Genomic DNA, 23,567 nt, shown 5'->3' on the forward strand with positions numbered 1-23,567 from the left:
AGTATCATGGCCGCAGTAAAACAGTCGAACGTCTCCGACGAGGTCGCCGTCGAGATCAACAACATGAACAAGTGGTACGGATCCTTTCACGTGCTGCGCGATATCGACCTGACCGTCTATCAGGGCGAACGAATCGTGATTGCCGGGCCGTCAGGCTCGGGTAAATCGACGCTGATCCGTTGTATCAACGCACTGGAAGAGCATCAGAAGGGGTCGATCACGGTGGATGGCACGATCCTGTCCAACGACCTCAAGAATATCGACAAGATCCGCTCCGAGGTTGGCATGGTGTTTCAGCACTTCAACCTGTTCCCGCATCTGACGATCCTGGAAAACTGTACCCTGGCCCCGATCTGGGTGCGTAAGACACCCAAGAAAGAGGCCGAGGAAATCGCCATGCATTTCCTAGAAAAGGTCAAGATCCCCGAGCAGGCCGACAAGTTTCCCGGTCAGCTTTCGGGCGGTCAGCAACAGCGCGTGGCGATTGCCCGCTCGCTTTGTATGCGCCCGCGTATCATGCTGTTTGACGAACCGACCTCTGCGCTTGATCCCGAGATGATCTCGGAGGTGCTCGACACCATGATCGAACTGGCCGAGGAGGGCATGACCATGCTCTGCGTGACCCATGAAATGGGCTTTGCCCGCAAGGTGGCCAATCGCGTGATCTTTATGGATCAGGGCCAGATCGTGGAGCAGAACGAGCCCGAGGAATTTTTCAACAACCCGCAATCCGAGCGGACCAAGTTGTTCCTGAGCCAGATTTTGGGGCACTGAGACAAAACCCGAGCGCCGTTTGGCAAGCCGGGATTGAGTATTTTTGCCAAGAAGAAACAGGGGACCGGTTTATTGCCGGTCCCTTTTTCTATGCCTGTTGCTCGTGTTTGACTTACCGGCGCTGCCCGTGATCGTTTGGCCCGCTGGGGCGGTGCCGATTAAACCCACATTTTCTGCCGCGCCTTGAGCCGCTCGATCTGGTGACGCAAATCCTGGTCTATCGCGCCGTCGCGCGGGGTATCGCGCAGGGTGTCCAACAGGTGATCCCCCGGCACCTTTGGTTGCCGTGTCCAGCAAAGTGCAGCCAGCACCGCGCGTGCGGGTTCGGGCAGGCGTGCGGGTATTTCATGACCGTTCAGCGTGGCCCAGACCCCGGCCCAGAGCCGCCCCACCGTCCAGGGGTTATAGCCGCCGCCACCGAGCACCAGAAAGCGGGGGCTCATGGCGTGGAGCGCGGCCACCGTGGCCCAATGGGCGTTGTTGGACAGCTCAAGCCGCGCCAGCGGATCCTCAGTGACAGCATCGGCCCCGCATTGTAGCACAATCGCCTCTGGTCGCATCGCCTGAAGTGCGGGCAGGATCACCTCGTTGAGGGCCATGGCAAAGCCGCTGTCGTTGGTGCCGCGCGCCAGTGGCAGGTTGATCGCCTGACCGTCGGCGCGGTCCTCAAGCGCGCCGGTAAAGGGCCAGCGGCGCGCCTCGTGGGTCGAAATCATCAGAACCCGCGGCTCGCCGTGAAATGCCGCCGCCACGCCGTCACAGTGATGCGCGTCGATATCGACATAGGCCACGCGCGTCAGCCTCTGTGCGAGGAAGGCCTTGACCGCCAAAACCGGGTCATTGAGATAGCAAAACCCACCTGCGTGATCGGCCATGCCGTGATGGGTGCCGCCGCCGGGGTTATAGACCGCGCCGCCCTGCGCCAAAAGCGTGGCGGCCAGAAGCGAGCCGCCCGAAGCGGTCGCCGGGCGGCGAAACATTTCGCCAAAGACCGGGTTTGACAGGGTGCCAAGATGATGGCGCGCGCGGGTGTCTGCATCGACCGCGCCGGTGGTTTCGGCGGCTTGTAGGGCCGCGATATAGCGCGGGGTGTGAAAGGCCGTCAGGGCGGCGGGCCTGGCGCGGGGGCTATTGATATACTGCGCCTGCGTGAGCCACCCCATCGCCCGGCTCAGGTCGATCACAGTGGGCACGCGCGGAATGCTGAGCGGATGCAGCGCGCCATAGCTTGAGCCGCGATAAATCTCGGAACCGATGAAAAGCGGGGCCTGCATCGCGCGCGGTATCTCAGGTCAGGTCGCGGGGGATCACGAAATCCTCGATCTGTCCGGTGCCGGGCCTGAGGTCGCGCCAATCGGTGATGTCAAACCGCGCCAGAAGGGTTGCGCCGGTGGGGTAGTCGGAAAAGCGTTCATGCTCGGGCGGCGCGCTCACGATTTCCTCGGCAAGCTCGGCGATGCCGGGGTTGTGGGCGAGCAACAGAACGGCCTTGCCGGTTGCGCCTTGCAGGACGGCGAGCATCTCATGCGCCTCGGCAAGATAAAGCGATTTGAGGAGTGTTGGCGCGATCGCCAAACCTAACAGCGCACAGGTCTCTTGCGTGCGCCGCGCGGAGGAACACAGAACCTCATCGGGGATCGCGCCGCGTGCCTGCAACCAACGCCCAAGCGCCTTGGCAGCGGCCCTGCCGCGCACATTCAGGGGACGGTCGTGATCGCGCTGCCCGGCGCTTCCCCAGTCGGATTTCACATGCCGCACCAGAACCAGGTGGCGTGTCATCGAAAGGCCCTCATGTGAAAGGCGGATTGCGCCATCTGCCGCCCATAGCTCTGGCTAAGCGGGCAGGCGCGGCGCACCGCACACCCCTTTGTCATACAGTCATTTTCGGCGCGGTCCAGATCGGCCTTGCAGCGCGGCACATCATAATGACTGCCTTGCAGCGCGCCCACGGGACAGGCATCCCGGCAGGGTTGCGTCGCGCAGGTGTCACAGGGCGAAGGGGCGGCGGACGGTAGTGGCAAGCGCTCGGCAAAGGCCAGAGCCCCGCGATATGACAGCATCAACCCGGCGCGGTCGTGTACCAACAGCCCCACGGGCGACAGATGCGCGCGCCCGCTGCGCCTGGCCCAGTCGATGAACGGGGCATAGGGTGGGCCGCCGAAGGGAAACACGGCCTGCGCGCCGAGCGTCTCCGCCAGATCGCCGATCACCCGCTCTGACCAGCGGTTCATCGGGTCCGGCGCGCCATCACCGTATTCGGGCGAGGCGGTGAAATGCGCCCAAAAGCCCGGTTCGTCGGGGCCAAGCAGGATCAGGCTTTGCATGCCGGGCACCTCGCCGGGGCGAAGGCGCAGCACGCCGAAGGGCGCAAGCCGAAGGTCGGCGGCAAGGGCGCGCAGCCTCTCTAGCATCATTTGCGCCGAAACGGCAGGGCCAATGTCCAGCCAAGCCGCGAGGGGCGATCATCCTGCCATTGCAAGCCGATGGTCATCTCGTCATGGCCCTTGCCCGGTTGGGCAATATAGGTGCCGAACATCTGATCCCAGATCGACAGGGAAAACCCGTAATTGCTGTCGTGTTCGGCGCGGATATCGGAATGGTGGACGCGGTGCATATCCGGCGTGACCAGCACCCGGCGCATCATTGCATCAAGCCAGAGCGGCAGGCGGATATTGGCGTGATTGAACATTGCGGTGCCGTTCAGGATGATCTCGAACAGGATGATGCCGAGGGCGGGCGGCCCCAAAAGATACACCAGACCGATCTTGAGCAGCATGGAAAAACCGATCTCGACCGGGTGAAAGCGGATCGCGGTGGTCACGTCGATATCGCGGTCGGCGTGGTGGACCCGGTGAAACCGCCAGAGGAACGGGATCTTATGGGTGATCAGATGCTGCGCCCAGATGGCGAAATCAAAGATCAGCACCGTCGCCACCACCGTCAGCCAGAGCGGCAGGTCTAGCGCGTTCATCACGCCCCAGCCCTGGGTTTGCGCGTCCACTGCGGCCCCCACGGCAAGGAAGGGCAGGGCAAGCGCCAACAGGCGCAGAGTGAGGGTGTCAAGAATGGTGATCGCCCAATTGGTGATCCAGCGGGTGCTGCGCGGTTGGGTCCGGGCGCGGCGCGGTAGAAGGGTCTCAATCACCGCGAAAAGGGTGAAGAGACCGGCAAAGACCGACAGGCGAATGAGGGCTTCGTTTTCCATGACGCAAAACCTAACGCAATTCCTCTGCCGCACAAGGCCGGGGCGTGCAATGTCGCAGAAATGGCCGCTCTAAGGGCGAATCAACGAGCCGGCACCATGTTCGGTAAACAGTTCGAGCAGCGTGGCATTGGGCGCGCGCCCATCAAGGATCACCACGGCGCGCACGCCGCCCTCTATCGCGGCAAGCGCGGTTTCTGTCTTGGGGATCATGCCCCCGGCGATCACACCATCGGCAGTCATCTGGCGAATCTGTCCCGGTGTAAGCTCGGTCACGACGCTCCCCGAGGCGTCGCGCACCCCGTCGATATCGGTCAAAAGCAAGAGCCGATCCGCCTTGAGAGCGGCGGCAATCGCGCCCGCGGCGGTGTCGCCGTTGATATTATAGGTCTCGCCGCCCCGGCCCGCGCCAAGTGGTGCAATCACCGGAATCGCATCATCGTTGAACAGCGTATGCAAGAAATCGACATTGATCTCGGTGGGATCGCCCACAAGCCCGAGATCGGGGCTGGCGGGGTCGCAGGTGATCATGCCGGCATCCTTGCCCGACAGGCCAACCGCCTTGCCGCCCTGGGCGTTGATCGCCTGGACGATGCGTTTATTGACCCGACCGGACAGCACCATTTCGACCACTTCCATGGTCGCCTCGTCGGTGACGCGCTTGCCGTTGACGAAATCGGACTTGATGTTCAGCTTGTCCAGCATCTGGTTGATCATCGGCCCGCCGCCATGCACGATCACCGGGTTCACCCCGACCTGTTGCATCAGCACGACGTCGCGCGCGAAGGTATCCATCGCCTCGTCGCTGCCCATGGCGTGACCGCCAAGCTTGATGACGACAATCGCATCCGTATAGCGTTGCAGATAGGGCAAGGCCTCTGACAGAGTGCGGGCGGTGGCGATCCAATCGCGGTTCATATCTCTGGTCTTCATTTCTGTTGTCCCTCGTTGCCTGCGGTTATTCCCCGAAGTCGGGTCGCACGCAAGGGCCGCGTGAGAGGGTCATTCAAGGGTGGCGATGGTGGCGCGCAGGGTGGCGATCCCCTCGCCCTTTTCGCTGGAGGTCAGGATAAGTTCGGGAAAGGCCGCCGGATGCGGGGCAAGGCGGCTTCGGACCTGGGCCAAAAGCGCCTCGCGGTCACGCTCTTTGATCTTGTCGGTCTTGGTCAGCACGCATTGAAAGGTCACTGCGGCGCTGTCGAGCAGGCTCATGATTTCTTCGTCCACGGGTTTGATGCCGTGACGCGCATCGACAAGCACAAAGGCGCGGCGCAGGGTCTGGCGCCCCGAGAGATACTGCTTGAGCAGGGCCTGCCATTTCTGCACGACAGCGACCGGCGCATTGGCAAAGCCATAGCCCGGCAAATCGACAAGATAATGGCTGTCGGCCATGGTGAAATAGTTGATTTCCTGGGTCCGGCCGGGGGTGTTTGAGGCCCGCGCAAGCGCCTTGCGCCCGGTCAGCGCATTGATCAATGTCGATTTGCCGACATTCGAGCGCCCGGCAAAACAGACCTCAAGCCGGTCTGCGGGGGGCAGGCCGGACATGTCGACCACGCCCTTGAGAAAGTCGATCTCGCCGGCAAACATCTTGCGGCCAAGTTCCGAGGTGGTGTGATCGGGCTCGTCCGCGATCGGGAAAGGAAGCTGCTGCATCATAGCACCTGCACTGTGTCGCCAAGGGTGATCTGGCCCGTGGTTGTGACCTCGGCATAAATGCCAAAGTTCTGATGATCCCAATGCGCGTTCAGCGCCGCCAGCGTATCGAGATCCCGCAGGCCGGTTTTGGGGTTTGCGGTGGTGGCAAGACAGCGCTTGATCGGCTCTTTGACCGCAAGCTCTGCGGTTCCGATCCTGATGGTTTTCCCGATCCAGTCAAATTCCTGCCAGGGGGCAAGCCCCTCAAGATGCAGGTTGGCGCGCCAGCGCAGGGCAGAGATGTCATCCTGTCCCATTTTTCGCGCCAAATCAGCGTTGGAGGCGAGGTTCAGAAGGCTGACAGAGGGGTAATCGGTATCGGTCATTCCGCGCCCGTCCAGCCGATGAATGCGGGTCGGTTGGGCGCGGTTTTCGTCCATCAAGGGGCGCACCCAGTCCAGAAACCTGTCCTGTTCGCTGTCGGGGCGAAAGGTCAGGTCGGGGCGGTCCGGGTGGCGCAGGGTGATTGTTTCGGTTGCTTCATCGCAGGTAGCATTGATTGCCATCAGCGCGGCGGTTTTCGCGCCGCGCGAGAAGTTGACGCAAGGCCCCCAATGGCCAGGCTCTACCTTAGCGCCGTCATGCGCCACAGCCCACCGCCTGTCCCATGGCATCGCCTGCCCTCTGGTCAGGGTCACGGCAGTCAGCGCCTCACGCCCATGCGATTTGATGGGGTGGCGCCAAAGGGCGCTGAGGTTTGCCATTACTTCTTCTTGTCCGCTTCTGCCTTGGCCTCGCCGCGCTTGAAACCAGCGATGATATTGCCAAACACATCCGGCTTATAACCCTGGCTGCGCATGATCAGGTATTGCTGGGTGAAGGTGATCACGTTGTTGGCGATCCAGTAAACCACCAGCCCGCTGGCAAAGCTGCCGAGCATGAACATGAAGACCCAAGGCATCCAGGCAAAGATCATCTTTTGCGTCGGATCGGTCGGCGACGGGTTCAGCTTTTGCTGAAGCCACATCGATACGCCAAGGCAGAGCGGTAGGATGCCGATAAAGATCAGCGCCAGGACCGAGCCCGGCTCGGGTGTGCCCCAGGGCAGAATGCCCCAGAGGTTATAAAGCGACGAGGGGTCGGGCGCGGACAAATCGTTGATCCAACCGATCCACGGCGCATGGCGCAGCTCAAGCGTGACGAAGATCACCTTGTAGAGCGAGAAAAAGATCGGGATCTGCAACAGGATCGGCAAACAGCCCGAGGCGGGGTTCACCTTTTCCTTTTTGTAGAGCGTCATCATCTCTTTTTGCAACGCCTGACGGTCGTCGCCGGCATTTTCCTTGATCTTCTCCATCTGCGGCTGAAGCTCTTTCATCTTCGCCATCGAGACATAGGATTTATAGGCCAGCGGCAGCACAAGCGCCTTGATCAGCAGCGTCAGACCGATAATCGCCCAGCCCATGTTGCCGATCACGGCATTGAGCCAGTGCAGCACGGCAAAGATCGGCTTGGTCAGGAAAAAGAACCAGCCCCAATCAATCGAATCAAGGAAGCGGTCAACGCCTTCCTCGTCCTGATATTGCTTGATCGTCGCCCATTCCTTGGCGCCGGCAAACAGCCGGCTTTCGGCGCTTGCGGTTTCGCCCGGTGCAACGGTCTGGGTCGCGAGCACGGTCTCGGTCTGGTAAATCCCGCGCTGCGGGTCGAATTTGGTCACCGCCTTATAGGGCATGCCGGGGGCGGGAATGAGCGTGGTCATCCAGTAATGATCGGTAAAGCCGATCCAGCCGCCTTCGGCGACCTGCGTCACATCGGCGGGCGCGCCCTCGCGCGGATTAAAGGGGTATTCCTCGACATCGTCGTAATCGGTTTCGCTCAACTCACCATCCGACATCGCAATCAGACCTTCATGCAGGATGAAGAATTTCTTGATGTCGCCGGGAATGCCGTGGCGCGCCAGAATGCCATAGGGCGCAAGGCTGACCGGGGCGCTGCCGGTGTTTTCAACCGATTGATGCACCGAGAACATGAAATCCTTGTCGACGCTCAGCTCGCGGCGAAACTTGAGGCCCGCGCCATTGTCCCAGGTGAGGATGATCGGGCTGTCGGGCGCCAGGGTTTCGCCGCTCTCGACGCTCCAGATGGTGTTGGCACCGGGCACGCTCTCGCCGGTAAGGCCGGCACCGGGGGCCCAGCCATAAAGCGCGTAATAGGGCTCATCGGCGCCGACGGGGGCCAGCAGGCTGACGATGTCAGAGTCCGGCTCGATGGTTTCGCGATAGTTTTTCAGGAACAGCTCGTCGATACGCCCGCCCTGAAGGGAAATCGAGCCCTTAAGGCTTGGCGTGTCGATGGTCAGGCGCGGCGCACTGGCCTCGGCGACAACGGTTTCGCCGCTGGTCGCCTCGGTCGTGGTTGCGCCACCGGCGTCGGCCACGGGCGCAGGGGTGCCTTCGCTGGCGGTGGGGACCGGCGCATTTGGATCAACCGCCGGTGCTTCGGGCGGGGGAAACACCACGAACCACACCAGAATAACGATGAAACTTAGCGCAGTCGCAAGGATTAGGTTCTTGTTTTGATCATCCATGTCCATTGACCACTTCTTTGTTGCATGTCAGGGGCGGTTCAACAGAGTGCGGATCAAAAGGTCAAGCGGATTCCGGATTTCGGGCGGATTGCGCGGGGATTCATCGCGGGGATCAGCCGGTAATTCGACCAATTACCGGCGGGGCGTGAACTTTGGCCTGATGGGTGATGATCCAATCCGCCGTTTCATCAAGCGGCATCGGGCGGGCAATGCCATAGCCCTGAACATGGGCACACCCAAGCTGCGCAAGGATGGTGTGTTCACCGGCGCTCTCAACGCCCTCGGCCAGGGTTTCCAGCCCCAAACGCTCGGCCATCGAGAGGATCGCCGAGATCATGCGCTGTTGTTCGACGTCGCGATCGACGTTCATTACAAAGGACCGGTCGATCTTGAGGCGGTGAACGGCAAAGCGGCGCACCGACGATATCGAGGCATGGCCGGTGCCGAAATCATCCAGATCAATCATACAGCCCATTTCGGTCAGGGCATTGATATTGCGTGTGATCGTATCATCGTGCGATGTGGCCACCACGGTTTCCAGGATCTCGACGGCCAGACGTTTGGGCGCAACGTTGCAGCGGTCAAGTTCCCATTCGATCTTTTCGGCCAGATACGGATTGCGAAGCTCGTCGGGTGAAAAGTTCACGCCGACATGGGGGATGTCAAAGCCGATATTGTCCCAGGTCTGGATCGCCTTGAGAGCGTGGCGCAACATCGCGTCGCCAAGCTGTTCCAGCCGCCCGGTCGAGGCAAGCACCGGCAAGAATTCCGCTGGCATCATCAGGCCCGCGCGCGGATGAACCCAGCGTGCCAGGGCCTCAAAGCCGCTGATCTGCCCGGTGTCGGTGGAAATCTGCGGTTGGAACCAACTGACGAACTGGCCGCTTTCAAGGGCTTTTTCCAATTCATCCGCAATCCGGTGCGGCGCGGTGCCGCGCATGCCGCGGCTATAGGCGCGCACTGTCGAGGGGCCGTGGCGGCACGCGTCACCCAGGGCGGCAATGGTGGCGTCGAACAGCGATTTGCCACTGCTGTTGGGCGCATGCCCATCAAGGCAAAGACCGACGGAAGCCGAGATATAGGCCGTTGTCGAGTTTAGGGAAATGGGCTCTCCGACGGTGGATTGCAGGCGTTCGGCCAGTTCCAGGGCGGGTTCAAGCCCGAACTGGCGCACCGGGGCAAGGAGAATGCCGATCTGGCCATTTGACAGGTTGAACAACTGGTCTGAACTTCGCAATGCGCGCGCCAGCCTGTCAAGGCATCTGGATGTGATCATGTCGGCGGTGGCGCGGCCATAGCGGTTAAAAAGCGTCTCGAAATCGTCAATCTGAATCGCCAGACAGGCGGTTTGAAAGGATTTCTTGCGCGCATGGGCCAGAACGCGGTCAAGCTCGCCGCGCATCAGGTTGATGTCGCCATCGTCGCGCGCCCTGAGGTCGACCGTGTCGCCAACCGTGCGTTGGCTGGGGTAAAAGGCCAGCAGAATCAACGGAATGGCCAGAAGGATTGCCGCCGCCCCAAGCCAATAGGCGGCCAGAACAGAGGCAGCCAGGAACGCCACCGATTGTGGCCAGCGAGAGGCTTGCAAAAGCGCAGGTTTGGCGTTTCGCAACAGGGCTTTTAGGTGATTTTGCATCGCAGATCCTGAGCTTTTGCAGATCAGGCTAGCGCGTATCGGTTAACGAAGCTTTGGCATCGCCTCGGGATTTGCGTCAAGTTTTACCGAGTTGGTTTTAAGCGCCGTAAAATCAAACAGCGTCGGATCCAGAAGATGCGAAGGTCGCGCATTCATCAGGGCGCGAAACATCACTTGGCGACGGCCGGGTGAATTTGCCTCCCAGCCATCGAGAATTTGCTTGACCTGCTGGCGTTGCAACCCGTCCTGCGACCCGCAGAGGTCGCAGGGAATGATCGGATAATTCATCGCGCGGGCAAAGCGGTCGCAATCGGCCTCGGCCACATGCGCAAGCGGGCGATAGAGAAACAGATCACCCTCTTCATTGACCAGTTTCGGCGGCATGGTCGCCAGCCGCCCGCCGTGAAAGAGGTTCATGAAAAACGTCTCAAGGATATCGTCGCGATGATGGCCCAAGACCACCGCCGAACAGCCCTCTTCGCGGGCAATCCGGTAAAGGTTTCCGCGCCTTAGCCGGGAACAAAGCGCGCAAAAGGTGCGCCCCTGCGGCACCTTGTCCATGACGATGGAATAGGTGTCCTGATATTCGATCCGGTGCGGCACGCCGCGCGCCCTGAGGAACTCTGGCAGGACCGTAGCGGGAAAGCCGGGCTGGCCCTGATCGAGATTGCAGGCCAATAGATCAACCGGCAAAAGACCGCGCCATTTCAGCTCATAAAGCACGGCCAGAAGGGTATAGCTGTCCTTGCCACCCGAGAGGCAGACCAACCATTTGGACCCCGGCTCGATCATGCCATATTGTTCGATTGCCTCGCGCGTGTACCGCACGATCCGCTTGCGCAGCTTCTTGAATTCGGTGCTTGCGGGGGCACCGGCAAAAAGCGGATGGATATCGTCATGATCATCAAGCATGGTGAGGCTTTAGAGGCTTTGGACCCACCGGGCAAGGGGCGTTTCGGGTGGCATTCTTTCTCGCCTCGATGCGTAGGGTGGGTGAAACCCACGCGTCTTTTGACAGCTGCGGATTGCTGAGCCGCCAGGCCTTAGCTGGCCCCGGCGCCCTCTATAAGGGCCTGAATAATCGCCTTGGCGCTCTCGCTGTCCCAATGGGCGTCGCCTTGCAGGCGGGCGATCTCGTTTCCTTCCGGGTCGATGATCAGGGTGATGGGCAGGCCGAAGATGCCCATCTGCCGGGCAAGCGCACTTTTGGGGTCGCGGTGTAGCGGCAGGTTATCGACGCCGATTTCGCCAAAGAATTTCGACATGGCGGTCGGCGCGTTGCGCCCAGTGGCGATGGTCACGACCTGGAAATCATCGCCGCCCATGGCGGTTTGCAGATTGGACAGCGTCGGCATTTCCTCCCGGCAGGGCGCGCACCATGTTGCCCAGAAATTGAGCAGGACATATTGCCCGCGATAATCGGCCAGCGTTCCGGTGCCGCCCTCACCGCGTTCAAACGCGGTATCGGGTGCCGCTTCGGGGGCGCTGTGGAAGTTCAGCTTTTTCATATCGCCGTCGCGCAGGGCCTCTAGCGAAGCGGTTGCCGGGGTCTCGGCAAAGCCGGCATTTGCACCAAGGGCGAGGGCCATATAAAGGACGATCTGACGAAAGAGTTTCATATATCCCTCCGAAGGGCAAAAGACATGACTGACAAGACCTCGAACCAGATGTGGGGCGGCCGCTTTGCCGCCGGACCGGATGCGATCATGGAAGCAATTAATGCCTCGATCGGATTCGACAAGCGGATGGCGGCACAGGATATCGCCGGCTCAAGGGCCCATGCCGCAATGTTGGCGGCCACGGGTATTGTCAGTGATAGTGATGCAAGCGCCATGAGGGAAGGCCTTCTCACGGTCTTGTCAGAGATCGAGGGCGGAACGTTTGAATTTTCCACCGCGCTTGAAGATATTCACATGAACGTCGAGGCGCGCCTAAAGGATATCATCGGCGCCCCGGCAGGACGGTTGCACACAGGCCGGTCGCGTAACGATCAGGTGGCGACCGATTTCAAACTCTGGGTGCGCGATCAGCTTGATGCGGTGGCACACGCGCTTGAGGCGCTGATTCGGGCGCTTTTGACACAGGCCGAGACCGGTGCCGATTGGGTCATGCCGGGGTTCACCCATTTGCAGGTGGCCCAGCCGGTGACGTGGGGGCATCACATGATGGCCTATGTCGAGATGTTTGGCCGTGACCTTGGCCGCATTCGCGATGCGCGCGCGCGGATGAACGAATGCCCGCTTGGCGCCGCCGCCCTGGCGGGCACCAGCTTTCCGATTGATCGCGAGATGACGGCGCGCGAGCTTGGTTTTGACGCGCCCTCGGCGAATTCCCTTGATGCGGTAAGTGATCGCGATTTCGCGCTCGAATTTCTGGGCGCGGCCAGCATCTGTGCCATGCACCTGAGCCGGATGGCCGAGGAACTGGTGATCTGGTCCAGCGCACAGTTTCGCTTTGTGATGCTGTCGGATCGGTTCTCGACGGGCTCAAGCATCATGCCGCAAAAGAAAAACCCCGATGCAGCAGAGTTGATCCGCGCCAAGGTGGGCCGGGTTTTCGGCGCCAATGTCGCCTTGATGATGGTGATGAAGGGCCTGCCGCTGGCCTATTCCAAGGACATGCAGGAAGACAAGGAACAGGTGTTTGACGCCGCCGACAACCTGATGCTGGCGCTGGCCGCGATGGAGGGCATGGTCAAGGATATGGCCGCCAACCGTCCCAACCTTGAAGTGGCGGCAGCCAGCGGATTCAGCACCGCCACCGATCTGGCGGATTGGTTGGTCCGAGTGCTTGATATGCCGTTCCGCGACGCGCATCACGTGACCGGAAGCCTAGTGGCGATGGCCGAGGCCAGGGGCTGTGATCTTCCGGACCTGAACCTTGAGGATATGCAATCGGTGCATGGCGAAATCAACGCATCGGTCTATGATGTGCTTGGAGTTCACAATTCGGTGGCCTCGCGGCAAAGCTATGGCGGAACCGCGCCTGTGCGGGTGCGCGAGCAGATCGCACGCTGGAAGGAGAAGTTGGGATGACAAGGCACATACTGGCGGCGCTTGCGCTTTTGATCGTGGCGGGCTGTGGTGTTGATGGCGAGCCGGTGCGCCCGTCGCTTGGCACCAACATCGGCGTCAGCAGCAACGGCGGTGTGCGCGCAACGACCAGTGTCGGCGCGGTGCTTGGCAATGTGAATGTCGGCGTGGGCCTTGGGCTTTGAGGTGGATCTGTCTGGCCCTAGCGGACTGGGGCGCGATCCATCCGATGGTCTATTTCCTCCAGTGGTTTGGCGAGAATGGCTATGATCTGGCGGGAATGGTTGAGGCCTGGCATGCGAATGCGGCCACGAGCGGGCTAGTCTGGGACCTGACGATTGCGGCGATTGCCCTTGCGGTCTGGATTTTGGCCGAAGTGGTCCGTCGGCGCATGTGGCATGGCCTGATTGCGATTCCGGCGACGTTTTGCATTGGCGTCAGTTGCGGCCTGCCGCTCTATCTGTTTTTGCGTGCGCGTCCGGGTGGACAAGGCGGAATTTGAGTATTTTTGGAAAGATGAAAGTCAGCCATTTTGCCCCTCTAGGCGGGTATGGCGGACGGAAGCTGGGGTAATCGAGGGCGATGGATCATTTTCTTTACAAAGACGGCGCGCTTTATGCCGAGGACGTGCCAGTGGCCGAGATCGCAGCCGCCGTGGGCACACCGTTTTATTGCTATTCCACGGCCACTCTGGCGCGACATTTTCGGCTGTTTGACGAGGCATTGGCCGGGATCGAGCACCTTGTGTGTTATGCGATGAAGGCGGCCAGCAATCAGGCGATCCTGAGGACGCTGGCGGCGCTTGGGGCCGGGATGGATGTTGTGTCGGGGGGCGAATATGCCCGCGCCAAGGCCGCCGGTGTACCCGGCGAGCGGATCGTGTTTTCCGGCGTCGGCAAGACCCGCGAGGAGATGCGCATGGCGCTAACGGGCGGCATCCGGCAGTTCAACGTGGAAAGCGAGCCCGAGATGGCGGTGCTCAATGCCGTGGCGCTAGAGCTTGGGGTGAAGGCGCCCATCACCGTGCGCGTAAACCCGGATGTCGATGCCAGGACCCATGCCAAAATCGCCACCGGCAAGTCAGAGAACAAGTTCGGCATTCCGATTTCGCGGGCGCGCGCGGTGTATGCCGAAGCCGCCGCGATGCCGGGGCTTGAGGTGATCGGGATAGATGTGCACATCGGCAGCCAGCTGACCGAGCTTGAGCCGTTCCGCCAGGCCTATGAGAAGGTGGCCGAACTGACCGAGACCCTGCGCGCAGACGGCCATGATATCCGGCGGCTTGATCTGGGCGGTGGTCTGGGCATTCCTTATACCCGGAGCAACGATGCGCCGCCCTTGCCGACCGATTATGGCCGGTTGATCAAGGAAACGCTTGGCCATCTGGGCTGTGAGATCGAGATCGAGCCGGGGCGCCTTGTGGTTGGTAATGCCGGCATTCTGGTCAGCGGTGTGATCTATGTGAAATCGGGCGAGGGGCGCGATTTTCTGATCCTCGATGCGGCGATGAACGATCTGATCCGCCCGGCGATGTATGACGCGCATCACGATATCGTCCCGGTGGTCGAACCCGCCCCCGGCATTGAACAGCGGCCCTATGACGTGGTCGGCCCGGTCTGCGAATCAGGTGACACCTTTGCCAGGGGGCGGATGATGCCGCCGGTCAAAGACGGTGATCTTGTGGCGTTTCGCAGTGCCGGCGCTTACGGCGCGGCAATGTCGAGCGAGTATAATACGCGGCCTCTGATCCCCGAAGTTCTGGTCAATGGGCGTGAATTTGCCGTGATCCGCGCAAGACCGACCTTTGACGAGATGATAAATCGGGATACCATTCCAGAATGGCTATGACGCGATGGGCGCGTCAGGCCGAGGAATGGTGCGGCGCATGCCAAAGACGCAAAACCCCCTGACTCCGGTTCTGGCCCGGTTGCGATGGCCCCTTAGCCTGACGTGGGCGGGGCTGATTGCCGAGCGGCTTGTGCGGGCGTTCTGGCCGGTCTGGAGCCTTCTGGCGGCAGGCGCGGCGATGCTTATGCTTGGCCTCCAGGACATCGCGCCGATCGAGGTGGTCTGGTCGGTTCTCATGTTGGGCGGGCTTGCGGTGCTGGTGTTTGCGGTGCAGGGCGCGTGGCATTTTCGCTTTCCGCGCCGGGCAGAGGCGCTTGCGCGACTGGATGAGGCCCTGCCGGGACGGCCCTTGGCGGCGCTGGCGGATGAGCAGGCGATTGGCGCGACCGATCCGGGATCACAGGCGCTCTGGCGGGCGCATCTGGCGCGGATGGCCAAACGTGCGGCCGGGGCGCGGGCGGTCGAACCCGATCTGAAACTGTCCCGACAAGACCCGTTCGGGCTGCGCTATATTGCCCTTCTGGGGCTGGTGGTGGCGCTTTTGTTCGGCTCGATCTGGCGCGCCGGATCAGTGGCACAGATGGGACCGGGCGGCAGTAGCGGCGCGGCGCTTGCCAGCGGCCCCACATGGGAGGGCTGGGTTGAACCGCCCGCCTATACCGGCTTGCCAAGTCTTTACCTCAACGATCAGGACGGCGCCCTGCGTGCACCCGTCGGCAGCCGCATCACCCTGCGGTTTTATGGCGAGGTCGGTGCGCTGAGCCTGGCCGAGACCGTGTCACAGCGGACCGAGAACATCGGCGCGGCCACCGATGCCGAGCACCGGTTCGATATCCGCCAGAGCGGTGAATTGCGCATTGACGGGCCCGGCGGGCGCCGCTGGCAGGTTGAGGCCTCTGTCGATGTGGCGCCGATGGTGAGCCTGTCGCAAGAGGGCGCGAAAACCGCCTTTGACGGGCAGATGAGCCAGCCGTTTCAGGCCCGCGATGACTATGGTGTGACCGGCGGGCGGGCGGTCTTTGCGCTTGATCTGGCGCAGGTTGATCGCCGTTACGGTCTTGCCGTGGACCCAGAGCCGCGCGAGCCGATCGAGCTTGATCTGCCGATGCCGATTGCCGGGGATCGGGCCGAGTTCAGCGAAACCCTGATCGAGAACCTGTCAGAGCACCCTTGGGCGCATCTTCCGGTGGTGCTTGATGTGCGGGTCGAGGATGCGGTTGGCCAAGAGGGCATGGCCGAACCGATGCAGATGACGCTTCCGGCGCGGCGGTTTTTCAATCCGCTGGCGGCGGCGGTGATCGAACAGCGCCGTGATCTGCTCTGGTCGCGTCAGAACGCCCGCCGCGTGGCGCAGGTGTTGCGCGCGGTGTCCTATAAGCCGGGGCCGACCCTGTTTCGATCCGAGGCGGCCTATCTGCGGATGCGGGTGATCCTGCGCCGACTTGAGGCGATGACGGCAACGAATGGGCTTGATGACGCCGAGCGCGACGAGATTGCTCAGGCGCTCTGGGATCTGGGGGTGTTGCTTGAGGACGGCGATGTCGGCGACGCGCTTGAGCGGATGCGCGCCGCGCAGGAACGCCTGAGCGAGGCGATGAAGAACAATGCCAGCGAAGAGGAAATCGCGCGCCTGATGCAGGAATTGCGCGACGCCACGCAGGATTATCTTCGCCAGAAGATGCAGCAGGCACAGCGCGAAAACCCCGAGCAGGGCGATCAGCAAAGCGCCGAGAACACCATGCAGATGACCCAGCAGGATCTGCAGGACATGATGGACCGCATTCAGGAGTTGATGGAACAGGGCCGCATGGCCGAGGCGCAGCAGGCGCTGGAAGAGTTCCAGCAGATGATGGAAAACATGCAGGTCACCCAGGGCCAGCCGGGCCAGTCGCCGGGGCAACAGGCGATGGAGGGGTTGGCCGATACGCTGCGCGAACAGCAGGGCCTGTCGGATCAGGCCTTCCGCGACCTTCAGGAACAGTTCAACCCCGGCGCCCAGTCGGGCCAGTCGCAGGGCAATGAGGGACGCAGCGGCGGGCAGGGGCGCGGCCAGAGCCATGACGGCCAGCAAGGGCAGGGCGGCGGTGAAGGCGGCGAGCAACCGGGGCAGGGCAATGGCCAACAGGATCAGGCGGGCGAACAGGGCCAGGCCGGTTCGCTGGCCGAGCGGCAAGAGGCGCTGCGTCAGGAACTGGAGCGCCAGAGCCAGGGCCTGCCGCAACTTGGCGGTGAGGCTGGAGAGGCGGCGCGCGAGGCGCTTGACCGGGCAGGTCGCGCCATGGAGGGCGCCGAAGAGGCGCTGCGCAATGACGATCTGGCCGAGGCGATTGACAATCAGGCCGAGGCGATGGACGCACTCCGCGAGGGCATGCGCAACATGGGCGAGGCGATGGCCGAGCAGCAAAATCCCGGCGGTCAGGGCGAGGCCTTTGGCGAGACCGGCGAGCAACAGTCAGACCCCCTGGGCCGCACCCCCGGTCAGGGCCGTCAGGCGGGCACGCAGGATGATCTGTTGCAGGGCGAAGATGTCTATCGACGCGCGCGTGAATTGCTTGACGAAATTCGCCGCCGTTCTGGCGATGGCGCGCGCCCCGATGTCGAATTGGACTATCTCAAGCGGCTGCTGGAGCGGTTCTGAGACCGCATTTACGAGGTGTCGCAACGAATACGGCCGCGCAGTGATCTGCGCGGCCGATGTTTTTCTGATCTCAGGGTTTACTGAATGGCGGCATCAACGATTGTGCGCCAGCTTTCTTCATTGGCGGCGATCCAATCGGCGGCAACATCCTCCACCGGGCGACCGTCGCGCTCGACCTCGACCATCAGCATCTGCTGTTGCTCATTGGTGATCTGATACTCTTCGAGGATCTTGTAGGCGGCGGGCCATGTGCGCTTGAAGTCCTTGACGACGGCCTTGACCACATCGGTGCTTACGAAATCGCAATCGCCGATTTCGTTCGGGTTCGACCCCCATGCCGGGTTTTCATAGCACTCGGCCTCGCCTGCGGGCATTTCGACAAACCGCAGATCATAGGCGGCAACCGCCCAATGCGGGGTCCAGAATGTTGCCAGAATCGGCGTTTCGTTTTCGCTGGCGTTGACCAAAGCCTCGACAAGCGCGTCTTCGGATGCGGCGGATCTGGCGGTGAAGGGCAATTCGAACGCTGTCATCAAATCCGCGCCGGGGGTATCCCAGTCTTCGGGGTAGTCGAGTAATTCAGCCGTGCCATTGGTCGCAAAGGCGTCGGCGCAGTTGCGCAGGGCTTCCCAGTTGGGCAGGCCGGGGCATTTTGCCTCCATATGGGCGGGGTAGGCCAAGCCTTCTTTCGGGGCAATGCCAAGGTCGCCAATCTCGATGATGTCTTTCGAACGCACGTAATCGGTGAACCGGATCACCGCCGTGGCGCGCCAGATTTCAAGCGCGGCATCGACATTGTCCTTGATCATTTCACGGAACATGGCGTCGTACTCGACCGGCACATATTCGACCCTATAGCCTGCGGCCTCAAGCATATCGCCGGCGACATGGGTGGTGATCTGTTGCCCGGCCCAATCGTTGATCGCCAGTTTGATCGCCTTGTCGGTGTCGCCCAGATCGACCGCAAAGGCGGGCAGGGCCAGGCCGGTGAGGGAAATTGCTAAACAGGTGGATTTCATTCTAAACTCCAAAGTGAATATCGTCCGACGGGAAATGTCGGCAGTCTCATCGGTTTGATCGGGCTGGGTCGTCTTGTGAAAACGTTTTGTGAGTAATGTGTTTGCGCAACCCGATTCCCGCCAAAAGATAACATGTCTACCGGCGGGCGCATCCCTTTTTGGCACTCGATTTCAAGCCTTTGAGAGAAAATATCCCGTCCCCGTCGAGGATTATCCGCCCGATGCGGGGGCGGCCATATCCGAGAACCAGCCGGTGGCAGAGCCGATCAGATCATTGAGCCCAAGCCGCAGGCCGTTCACCGCGGTGACGAAACCGTCAAGTGGCGCCTCGGCCGCAGGCAGCATCTGGGCGATCTGCGGCGCAAACACATAGGCCAGCGTGGCCAGAATGAAGATCACCAGCGAAAGCCGGAACCCGGTGCCAAATCCGCCGCGCCGTCTGGGTGCGGGGATGTCTTCCGGGATCGGGGCGCTAACCTGTTCATCGCGATCAGTGGCCGAAGTGAGCGAGGAGTTGATTTCCTCGATATCGGGCAAGAGATTGCGTCGCGACGAGGGGTCAATGTCGGAGTGATCCTCGGGGTCATCGGATGTCACACCCTCAGCGGCAGGGGCGTCGCCGCGCAGCCGTTGCATCCGGGCGCGGGCCTGTTCGCTGCGCTCATCCGGGGCCAGGGGGGGATCGACCAGACCAAGATCGGGCTGTGTTTCAAGACCGTCCGCGCTTTCGCTGGCGCGGACCTGTTGTTCGTGCGCGGCCTCCTGGCGCAGGATTTCCGCCACGCCCGGATCAACCGTGCGGCGGGTCGGTGGCGGTGGCGGGGTGTCGGCGGCCTGTTCGGGTTCGGCGCTCTCGTCGTCTTCGTCCGGCTCGGGCTCTTGCTCGGTGACGGGGGTTGAGCGGGCGGGCGCGACCTCGGGGCTTTCCCACTCGCGTGGGGCCGCTTGCTCATCGTCATCCAAGGATGCGCCGCTCTCGTGGTGTTTCTGAAACCATGTGTCGCCGCAATTGGAACATTGCACATCCCGCCCACCTGTCGGGATGACCTCATCGGGAACTTCGTACTGCGCCCCGCAATTCGGACAAATCAGCCGCATCCTGCCACCTGTATCCTGCTGCCGTTACCCGGCTCCTGTCATTAAGATATACCATAGGCTGTTCTTCGCCTTGGGAAAAGAGCAAAGGAATTTAGCCGCAAGGATCATTGCACATGTGTGACCTCTGAGGCATTTAGGGGCTGTGTGTATTTTAGGGGGCGGCCGTGATCGAGCTTGAAAACGTGGCCTATAGCTATGGCGGGGGCGAATTGCTCAGCGATCTGTCGCTAAGTCTGAGCCCCGGATCGTTTCACTTTCTGACCGGACCGTCGGGGGCCGGCAAGACCACGCTGTTAAAGCTGTGCTATGGCGCATTGGTGCCGACCTCGGGGCAAGTGCGGCTTTTCGGGCAGGACCGGCGCGCGATGGAGCGCGATGATATTGCCATGGCACGGCGACGCATCGGCGTTGTCCATCAGGATTGCAAGTTTCTCGATCATCTGAGCGTGTCGGACAATATTGCCCTGCCTTTGATGGTCTCTGGGCGTGATCTGTTGAACGAGGCGGCCAATCTCAAGGAACTCACCGGCTGGGTCGGCTTGCGCGAGCGTGCCGGGGCCCTGCCGCCGGAATTGTCGGGTGGTGAACGTCAGCGGGCCGCCCTGGCCCGCGCGGTGATCATGTCGCCCGATGTGGTGCTGGCGGACGAGCCGACAGGCAATGTCGACTGGGAAATGTCGCAGCGCTTGTTGCGTTTGTTGATCGAGCTTAACCACATGGGCAAAACCATCATGATTGCCACCCATGACCTTGCGCTGATCCGGGCGGCCAAAAGCCAGGTTCAGGCGCGGGTGCTGCGGATCGCCTCGCGGCGCCTGCAATTGGCGGGGGCGGATCTGTGAAGCTTGATCTGTCGCCTGTGACCGGGTTTCTGCTGGCGGATGCCCAGGCTGACCGGGTTGTACCGCCCACCGGCTTTACCGCCTGGCTGACGCTGTTCAGCGCGGCGGCAATGGGGTTTCTGGCGGTCTTTGCCCTTGCGCTGTCGCTGGCGACCGGGCGGCTTGCGGATCGCTGGGGAAATGAGCTTGCGCGCAGCTCGACAATCCGGATTTCCGCCCCCGAGGGTCAGATGGCGGCACAGACGCAGGCCGCCCTGCGCCTGCTTGAGACAACCAGCGGCGTGGCCAGTGCGCGCGCGCTCAGTTCCGAGGAAGAGGCGGCGCTTTTGGCGCCCTGGTTCGGGCCGGACCTGCCGATTGACCAATTGCCTATCCCACAGCTTATCGAGGTGGTCGAGGATGGGGCCGGATTTGACGCCGAGGGCCTGCGTCTGCGCCTTGCCGCCGAAGTGCCCGGCGCGGTTCTGGACGATCACACCCGCTGGCGGCGCCCGCTTGTACGCGCGGCAGACCGGCTTCGCCTACTTGGGTGGGTGTCGCTGGTGCTGATCGGTGCGGCGGTGGCGGCGATGATCACGCTTGCGGCCAATGCGGCGCTTGCGGCCAATAGTCAGCTGATCAGCGTGCTGCGCCTTGTGGGCGCGCGTGACACCTTCATTGCCCGTGCTTTTGTGCGCCGCTTTACCCTGCGCGCGCTTGGCGGTGCGGCGCTTGGGGTGATGCTGGGCTGTCTGGCGGTTCTGATGTTGCCGGGCGCGGAACCCGAGGGCGGGTTTCTGACCGGGCTTGGCTTTCAGGGCTGGCATTGGCTCTGGCCGCTTGTGATCCCGCCGCTGGCGGCGGTGGTGGCTTTCTTTGCCACCCGCACGGCGGCACATAAAACGCTAAAGGATATGCCATGAGATATGCGGTGCAATGGCTGCGGTCGCTGGTTTTTGTCGGGCAGATGTATGCGATGCTGCCGGTGGTCGGCTTGCTCTACATGCCCGCCGCCATCCTGAGCCGCAAGGGCGCGGTGCGGGGATGCAAGGCCTATTGCCGTTGGGTACGCTGGAGCGCGCGCTGGATGGTTGGTTTGCGCACCGAAGTGCGTGGCACGCCGCCCGAAGGGCAGGTTCTTATCGCCTCCAAGCATCAGTCATTTCTTGATATCCTGCTGATTTATAGCGAACTTCCGGCAGGGCGCTTTATCATGAAGCGCGAAATTCTCTGGACGCCGGTGATCGGGCTTTATGGCATGCGGATCGGCTGTATCCCGGTTAATCGCGGCAAACGCGGGGCGGCGATCAAGAAAATGGTCCAGGATGTGGCGCGCGGCGCACAAAAGCCCGGACAGCTGATCATTTACGCCCAAGGCACCCGCGTGGCGCCCGGTGTGAAGGCGCCCTACAAGATTGGCGTCGGCGTGCTTTATGAACAAATGGGTGTCACCTGCGTGCCGGCGGCCACAAATGTCGGCGTGTTCTGGCCAAAGCGCGGGATCTACCGCAAGCCGGGGCTGGCTGTGGTCGAGTTTCTGGAGCCGATTGAGGCCGGTCTTGGCAAAGAGGTCTTTATGACACGTCTAGAGGAAGAGGTCGAAACCGCCTCTGACGCGTTACTGCGCGAGGCGGGATTTCCGGTAGATGAGCGCGTCTGAGACCGGAGCCAATTGTCGATTTGTGGGGCGTCCCTGCGCTTAGGAATGCTTCAGGCTTGGTGGCCCCGTGAACGATAGACAAGCCCTCGACCTTCAGAGCGATTGAAGGACGGCACACCAGAGGCAGGCCGCCCTGTCAAAAAACATTGTGAGCGGGATTTGCGCCCGCTCTCAGCTCACGCGTGGATGGCCCCGTCGCCGCAGGCAAGTGCCGCTTCGCGCACGGCCTCGGAATATGTCGGGTGGGCGTGGCAGGTAAGCGCCAGATCCTGCGCGCTTGCGCCGAATTCCATCGCGACACAGACCTCGTGGATCAGATCGCCAGCACCGGGCCCGATGATATGCGCGCCCAGGATGCGGTCGGTTTCCTTGTCGGCTAGAATTTTCACAAACCCGTCGCCGGCAAACACCGCCTTGGCGCGGCCGTTGCCCATGAAGGAAAACTTGCCAACCTTATAGGCGCGACCTGCTTCTTTCAGGGTTTCTTCGGTTTCACCTACATTGGCGACCTCGGGGTGGGTATAGATCACGCCGGGGATCACGCCGTAATTGACATGGCCATGTTTGCCCGCCAGCACCTCGGCACAGGCCATGCCCTCATCCTCGGCCTTATGGGCCAACATCGGACCGGCAATCGCATCGCCAATGGCGTAGATGCCCTTCACGTTCGTCTGCCAGTGGTCATCGGTCTTGATCTGGCCGCGATCGGTCATCTCGACCCCGAGATCGGCAAGGCCAAGCCCGTCGGTATAGGGTTTGCGACCGGTTGCCAGAAGCACGATATCGGCGTCGACGGTTTCTTCCTTGTCGTTCTTGCGCAGTTTGTAGTTGACCTTGGCCTTGGTCTTGAGGGTTTCGACCGATTGCACAGCGGCGCCCATGACGAATTTCAGCCCCTGCTTTTTCAGGATACGCTGAAAGGTTTTCTGCACTTCGGCGTCCATGCCGGGGGTGATCGCGTCGAGGTATTCAACCACCGTGACATCCGTGCCAAGGCGGGCATAGACCGAGCCCATTTCAAGGCCGATCACGCCGGCGCCGATCACCACCATGGACTTCGGCACCTTGCCAAGTTCAAGCGCGCCGGTCGAGGTGACGACGATTTTCTCATCGACTTCGACACCGGGGAGCGACGAGGGGACAGAGCCGCTTGCGACAATGATGTTCTTCGCCTCGTGGACCTCGTCACCCACCTTGACTTTACCCGCCTCGGGGATCGAACCCCAGCCCTTGAGCCAGTCGACCTTGTTCTTCTTGAACAGGAATTCGATGCCCTTGGTGTTCTGGCCGATGACGTCATCCTTATAGGCGAGCATCTGTTTCCAGTCGACGGACGGCGATTTGCCCTTGAGGCCCATCTTGGCAAAGTTATGCTCGGCCTCATGCAGCATATGAGAGGCGTGCAGCAAGGCCTTGGACGGGATGCAGCCAACGTTAAGACAGGTGCCGCCAAGGGTCTCGCGGCCCTCGACCACGGCGGTTTTCAGGCCCAGTTGCGCACAGCGTATGGCGCAGACATAGCCGCCGGGGCCTGCGCCGATGATGATCACGTCATAGTTTGCCATTGGGTTTCCTTTTCGTTGCAGGGGTCGTTAGGGGCGCTGCCCCTCT

23 protein-coding genes are annotated in these 23,567 nt (G+C 61.7%); 9 read left to right on the forward strand and 14 right to left on the reverse strand.

Going from position 1 to position 23,567, the window contains the following annotated elements; genetic code table 11:
• Positions 1-6: 6 nt before the first annotated feature.
• Complete coding sequence (locus BMZ91_RS18100; protein ID WP_092841827.1) at positions 7-774, forward strand: amino acid ABC transporter ATP-binding protein; 768 nt, start codon at positions 7-9, stop codon at positions 772-774.
• 158 nt (positions 775-932) lie between these two features.
• Here BMZ91_RS18100 and BMZ91_RS18105 read toward each other — a convergent pair whose 3' ends face one another.
• The 11 genes from BMZ91_RS18105 to BMZ91_RS18155 all read right to left on the reverse strand — a co-directional run bounded on the left by BMZ91_RS18105 (position 933) and on the right by BMZ91_RS18155 (position 11,459).
• Complete coding sequence (locus BMZ91_RS18105) at positions 933-2,048, reverse strand: acetoin utilization protein AcuC (RefSeq protein WP_092841828.1); 1,116 nt, start codon at positions 2,046-2,048, stop codon at positions 933-935.
• Positions 2,049-2,061: 13 nt separating this feature from the next.
• Positions 2,062-2,553, reverse strand: a complete 492-nt coding sequence (locus BMZ91_RS18110) for a SixA phosphatase family protein (protein WP_092841830.1) — start codon at positions 2,551-2,553, stop codon at positions 2,062-2,064.
• Positions 2,550-3,185 carry a ferredoxin gene (locus tag BMZ91_RS18115; RefSeq protein WP_092841887.1) on the reverse strand — a complete coding sequence of 212 codons (636 nt, stop codon included), beginning with the start codon at positions 3,183-3,185 and terminating at the stop codon, positions 2,550-2,552. Before BMZ91_RS18115 ends, BMZ91_RS18110 begins: the two co-directional genes overlap by 4 nt.
• Positions 3,185-3,979 (reverse strand): sterol desaturase family protein, encoded by a 795-nt coding sequence (locus BMZ91_RS18120; protein WP_092841832.1) that lies wholly within the window; start codon positions 3,977-3,979, stop codon positions 3,185-3,187. The genes BMZ91_RS18115 and BMZ91_RS18120 overlap by 1 nt, the downstream gene beginning before the upstream one ends.
• A gap of 69 nt (positions 3,980-4,048) precedes the next feature.
• Positions 4,049-4,909 (reverse strand): acetylglutamate kinase, encoded by an 861-nt coding sequence (gene argB, locus BMZ91_RS18125; protein ID WP_092841834.1) that lies wholly within the window; start codon positions 4,907-4,909, stop codon positions 4,049-4,051.
• A gap of 69 nt (positions 4,910-4,978) precedes the next feature.
• Positions 4,979-5,632, reverse strand: a complete 654-nt coding sequence (yihA, locus tag BMZ91_RS18130; protein ID WP_092841889.1) for a ribosome biogenesis GTP-binding protein YihA/YsxC — start codon at positions 5,630-5,632, stop codon at positions 4,979-4,981.
• Positions 5,632-6,378: an MOSC domain-containing protein gene (locus BMZ91_RS18135; RefSeq protein ID WP_092841837.1), complete on the reverse strand. Its 747-nt coding sequence runs from the start codon at positions 6,376-6,378 to the stop codon at positions 5,632-5,634. Before BMZ91_RS18135 ends, yihA begins: the two co-directional genes overlap by 1 nt.
• Positions 6,378-8,204 (reverse strand): membrane protein insertase YidC, encoded by a 1,827-nt coding sequence (gene yidC, locus BMZ91_RS18140; RefSeq protein ID WP_092841891.1) that lies wholly within the window; start codon positions 8,202-8,204, stop codon positions 6,378-6,380. The genes BMZ91_RS18135 and yidC overlap by 1 nt, the downstream gene beginning before the upstream one ends.
• Before the next feature lie 112 nt (positions 8,205-8,316).
• Positions 8,317-9,840 (reverse strand): putative bifunctional diguanylate cyclase/phosphodiesterase, encoded by a 1,524-nt coding sequence (locus BMZ91_RS18145; protein ID WP_092841840.1) that lies wholly within the window; start codon positions 9,838-9,840, stop codon positions 8,317-8,319.
• Between the two features lie 42 nt (positions 9,841-9,882).
• Positions 9,883-10,752: a tRNA 2-thiocytidine(32) synthetase TtcA gene (ttcA, locus tag BMZ91_RS18150; RefSeq protein ID WP_092841843.1), complete on the reverse strand. Its 870-nt coding sequence runs from the start codon at positions 10,750-10,752 to the stop codon at positions 9,883-9,885.
• Positions 10,753-10,883: 131 nt separating this feature from the next.
• A complete protein-coding gene (locus BMZ91_RS18155; RefSeq protein ID WP_092841845.1) occupies positions 10,884-11,459 on the reverse strand; it encodes a TlpA family protein disulfide reductase in 576 nt (191 codons plus the stop codon).
• Positions 11,460-11,483: 24 nt separating this feature from the next.
• Between BMZ91_RS18155 and argH the strand changes: the two genes are divergently transcribed.
• The 5 genes from argH (at position 11,484) to BMZ91_RS18180 (ending at position 17,358) form a co-directional block, all read left to right on the forward strand.
• Complete coding sequence (gene argH / locus BMZ91_RS18160; RefSeq protein ID WP_092841847.1) at positions 11,484-12,875, forward strand: argininosuccinate lyase; 1,392 nt, start codon at positions 11,484-11,486, stop codon at positions 12,873-12,875.
• A complete protein-coding gene (locus BMZ91_RS18165) occupies positions 12,872-13,057 on the forward strand; it encodes a hypothetical protein (RefSeq protein WP_092841849.1) in 186 nt (61 codons plus the stop codon). The genes argH and BMZ91_RS18165 overlap by 4 nt, the downstream gene beginning before the upstream one ends.
• Complete coding sequence (locus BMZ91_RS18170; protein ID WP_092841851.1) at positions 13,054-13,374, forward strand: DUF2834 domain-containing protein; 321 nt, start codon at positions 13,054-13,056, stop codon at positions 13,372-13,374. The genes BMZ91_RS18165 and BMZ91_RS18170 overlap by 4 nt, the downstream gene beginning before the upstream one ends.
• Before the next feature lie 80 nt (positions 13,375-13,454).
• Positions 13,455-14,720: a diaminopimelate decarboxylase gene (lysA, locus tag BMZ91_RS18175; RefSeq protein WP_092841853.1), complete on the forward strand. Its 1,266-nt coding sequence runs from the start codon at positions 13,455-13,457 to the stop codon at positions 14,718-14,720.
• A gap of 37 nt (positions 14,721-14,757) precedes the next feature.
• Positions 14,758-17,358 carry a TIGR02302 family protein gene (locus BMZ91_RS18180; RefSeq protein ID WP_245736463.1) on the forward strand — a complete coding sequence of 867 codons (2,601 nt, stop codon included), beginning with the start codon at positions 14,758-14,760 and terminating at the stop codon, positions 17,356-17,358.
• A gap of 77 nt (positions 17,359-17,435) precedes the next feature.
• Here BMZ91_RS18180 and BMZ91_RS18185 read toward each other — a convergent pair whose 3' ends face one another.
• Complete coding sequence (locus tag BMZ91_RS18185) at positions 17,436-18,377, reverse strand: ABC transporter substrate-binding protein (RefSeq protein WP_092841857.1); 942 nt, start codon at positions 18,375-18,377, stop codon at positions 17,436-17,438.
• Positions 18,378-18,587: 210 nt separating this feature from the next.
• On the reverse strand, positions 18,588-19,475 hold the full coding sequence (locus tag BMZ91_RS18190; RefSeq protein ID WP_092841859.1) for a zinc-ribbon domain-containing protein: 888 nt from the start codon (positions 19,473-19,475) through the stop codon (positions 18,588-18,590).
• A 164-nt stretch (positions 19,476-19,639) separates the two neighbouring features.
• Here BMZ91_RS18190 and BMZ91_RS18195 point away from each other — a divergent pair, with 164 nt between their 5' ends.
• From BMZ91_RS18195 to BMZ91_RS18205, 3 genes are read left to right on the forward strand one after another with little or no spacing between them, the layout of a single operon-like run.
• A complete protein-coding gene (locus BMZ91_RS18195) occupies positions 19,640-20,317 on the forward strand; it encodes a cell division ATP-binding protein FtsE (RefSeq protein ID WP_092841861.1) in 678 nt (225 codons plus the stop codon).
• Positions 20,314-21,219: a cell division protein FtsX gene (locus BMZ91_RS18200; RefSeq protein ID WP_092841863.1), complete on the forward strand. Its 906-nt coding sequence runs from the start codon at positions 20,314-20,316 to the stop codon at positions 21,217-21,219. The genes BMZ91_RS18195 and BMZ91_RS18200 overlap by 4 nt, the downstream gene beginning before the upstream one ends.
• The gene (locus tag BMZ91_RS18205; protein ID WP_092841866.1) at positions 21,216-21,956 is read left to right on the forward strand and encodes a lysophospholipid acyltransferase family protein; all 741 of its coding nucleotides are present in this window, start codon (positions 21,216-21,218) and stop codon (positions 21,954-21,956) included. The genes BMZ91_RS18200 and BMZ91_RS18205 overlap by 4 nt, the downstream gene beginning before the upstream one ends.
• A 176-nt stretch (positions 21,957-22,132) precedes the next feature.
• On the opposite strand, the gene lpdA is transcribed toward BMZ91_RS18205, so the two are convergent.
• On the reverse strand, positions 22,133-23,521 hold the full coding sequence (lpdA, locus tag BMZ91_RS18210; protein WP_092841868.1) for a dihydrolipoyl dehydrogenase: 1,389 nt from the start codon (positions 23,519-23,521) through the stop codon (positions 22,133-22,135).
• Between the last annotated feature and the right edge of the window lie 46 nt (positions 23,522-23,567).

Source organism: Roseovarius lutimaris, from assembly GCF_900115165.1.
Classification (GTDB): Bacteria; Pseudomonadota; Alphaproteobacteria; order Rhodobacterales; family Rhodobacteraceae; genus Roseovarius; species Roseovarius lutimaris.

What these genes read in the sequence shown, in the direction of transcription:
- BMZ91_RS18100 (WP_092841827.1), top strand. Translation starts at nt 7, where the DNA reads ATGGCCGCAGTAAAACAGTCGAACGTCTCCGACGAGGTCGCCGTCGAG.
- BMZ91_RS18105 (WP_092841828.1), bottom strand. Translation starts at nt 2,048, where the DNA reads ATGCAGGCCCCGCTTTTCATCGGTTCCGAGATTTATCGCGGCTCAAGC.
- BMZ91_RS18110 (WP_092841830.1), bottom strand. Translation starts at nt 2,553, where the DNA reads ATGACACGCCACCTGGTTCTGGTGCGGCATGTGAAATCCGACTGGGGA.
- BMZ91_RS18115 (WP_092841887.1), bottom strand. Translation starts at nt 3,185, where the DNA reads ATGCTAGAGAGGCTGCGCGCCCTTGCCGCCGACCTTCGGCTTGCGCCC.
- BMZ91_RS18120 (WP_092841832.1), bottom strand. Translation starts at nt 3,979, where the DNA reads ATGGAAAACGAAGCCCTCATTCGCCTGTCGGTCTTTGCCGGTCTCTTC.
- argB (WP_092841834.1), bottom strand. Translation starts at nt 4,909, where the DNA reads ATGAAGACCAGAGATATGAACCGCGATTGGATCGCCACCGCCCGCACT.
- yihA (WP_092841889.1), bottom strand. Translation starts at nt 5,632, where the DNA reads ATGCAGCAGCTTCCTTTCCCGATCGCGGACGAGCCCGATCACACCACC.
- BMZ91_RS18135 (WP_092841837.1), bottom strand. Translation starts at nt 6,378, where the DNA reads ATGGCAAACCTCAGCGCCCTTTGGCGCCACCCCATCAAATCGCATGGG.
- yidC (WP_092841891.1), bottom strand. Translation starts at nt 8,204, where the DNA reads ATGGATGATCAAAACAAGAACCTAATCCTTGCGACTGCGCTAAGTTTC.
- BMZ91_RS18145 (WP_092841840.1), bottom strand. Translation starts at nt 9,840, where the DNA reads ATGCAAAATCACCTAAAAGCCCTGTTGCGAAACGCCAAACCTGCGCTT.
- ttcA (WP_092841843.1), bottom strand. Translation starts at nt 10,752, where the DNA reads ATGCTTGATGATCATGACGATATCCATCCGCTTTTTGCCGGTGCCCCC.
- BMZ91_RS18155 (WP_092841845.1), bottom strand. Translation starts at nt 11,459, where the DNA reads ATGAAACTCTTTCGTCAGATCGTCCTTTATATGGCCCTCGCCCTTGGT.
- argH (WP_092841847.1), top strand. Translation starts at nt 11,484, where the DNA reads ATGACTGACAAGACCTCGAACCAGATGTGGGGCGGCCGCTTTGCCGCC.
- BMZ91_RS18165 (WP_092841849.1), top strand. Translation starts at nt 12,872, where the DNA reads ATGACAAGGCACATACTGGCGGCGCTTGCGCTTTTGATCGTGGCGGGC.
- lysA (WP_092841853.1), top strand. Translation starts at nt 13,455, where the DNA reads ATGGATCATTTTCTTTACAAAGACGGCGCGCTTTATGCCGAGGACGTG.
- BMZ91_RS18180 (WP_245736463.1), top strand. Translation starts at nt 14,758, where the DNA reads ATGCCAAAGACGCAAAACCCCCTGACTCCGGTTCTGGCCCGGTTGCGA.
- BMZ91_RS18185 (WP_092841857.1), bottom strand. Translation starts at nt 18,377, where the DNA reads ATGAAATCCACCTGTTTAGCAATTTCCCTCACCGGCCTGGCCCTGCCC.
- BMZ91_RS18190 (WP_092841859.1), bottom strand. Translation starts at nt 19,475, where the DNA reads ATGCGGCTGATTTGTCCGAATTGCGGGGCGCAGTACGAAGTTCCCGAT.
- BMZ91_RS18205 (WP_092841866.1), top strand. Translation starts at nt 21,216, where the DNA reads ATGAGATATGCGGTGCAATGGCTGCGGTCGCTGGTTTTTGTCGGGCAG.
- lpdA (WP_092841868.1), bottom strand. Translation starts at nt 23,521, where the DNA reads ATGGCAAACTATGACGTGATCATCATCGGCGCAGGCCCCGGCGGCTAT.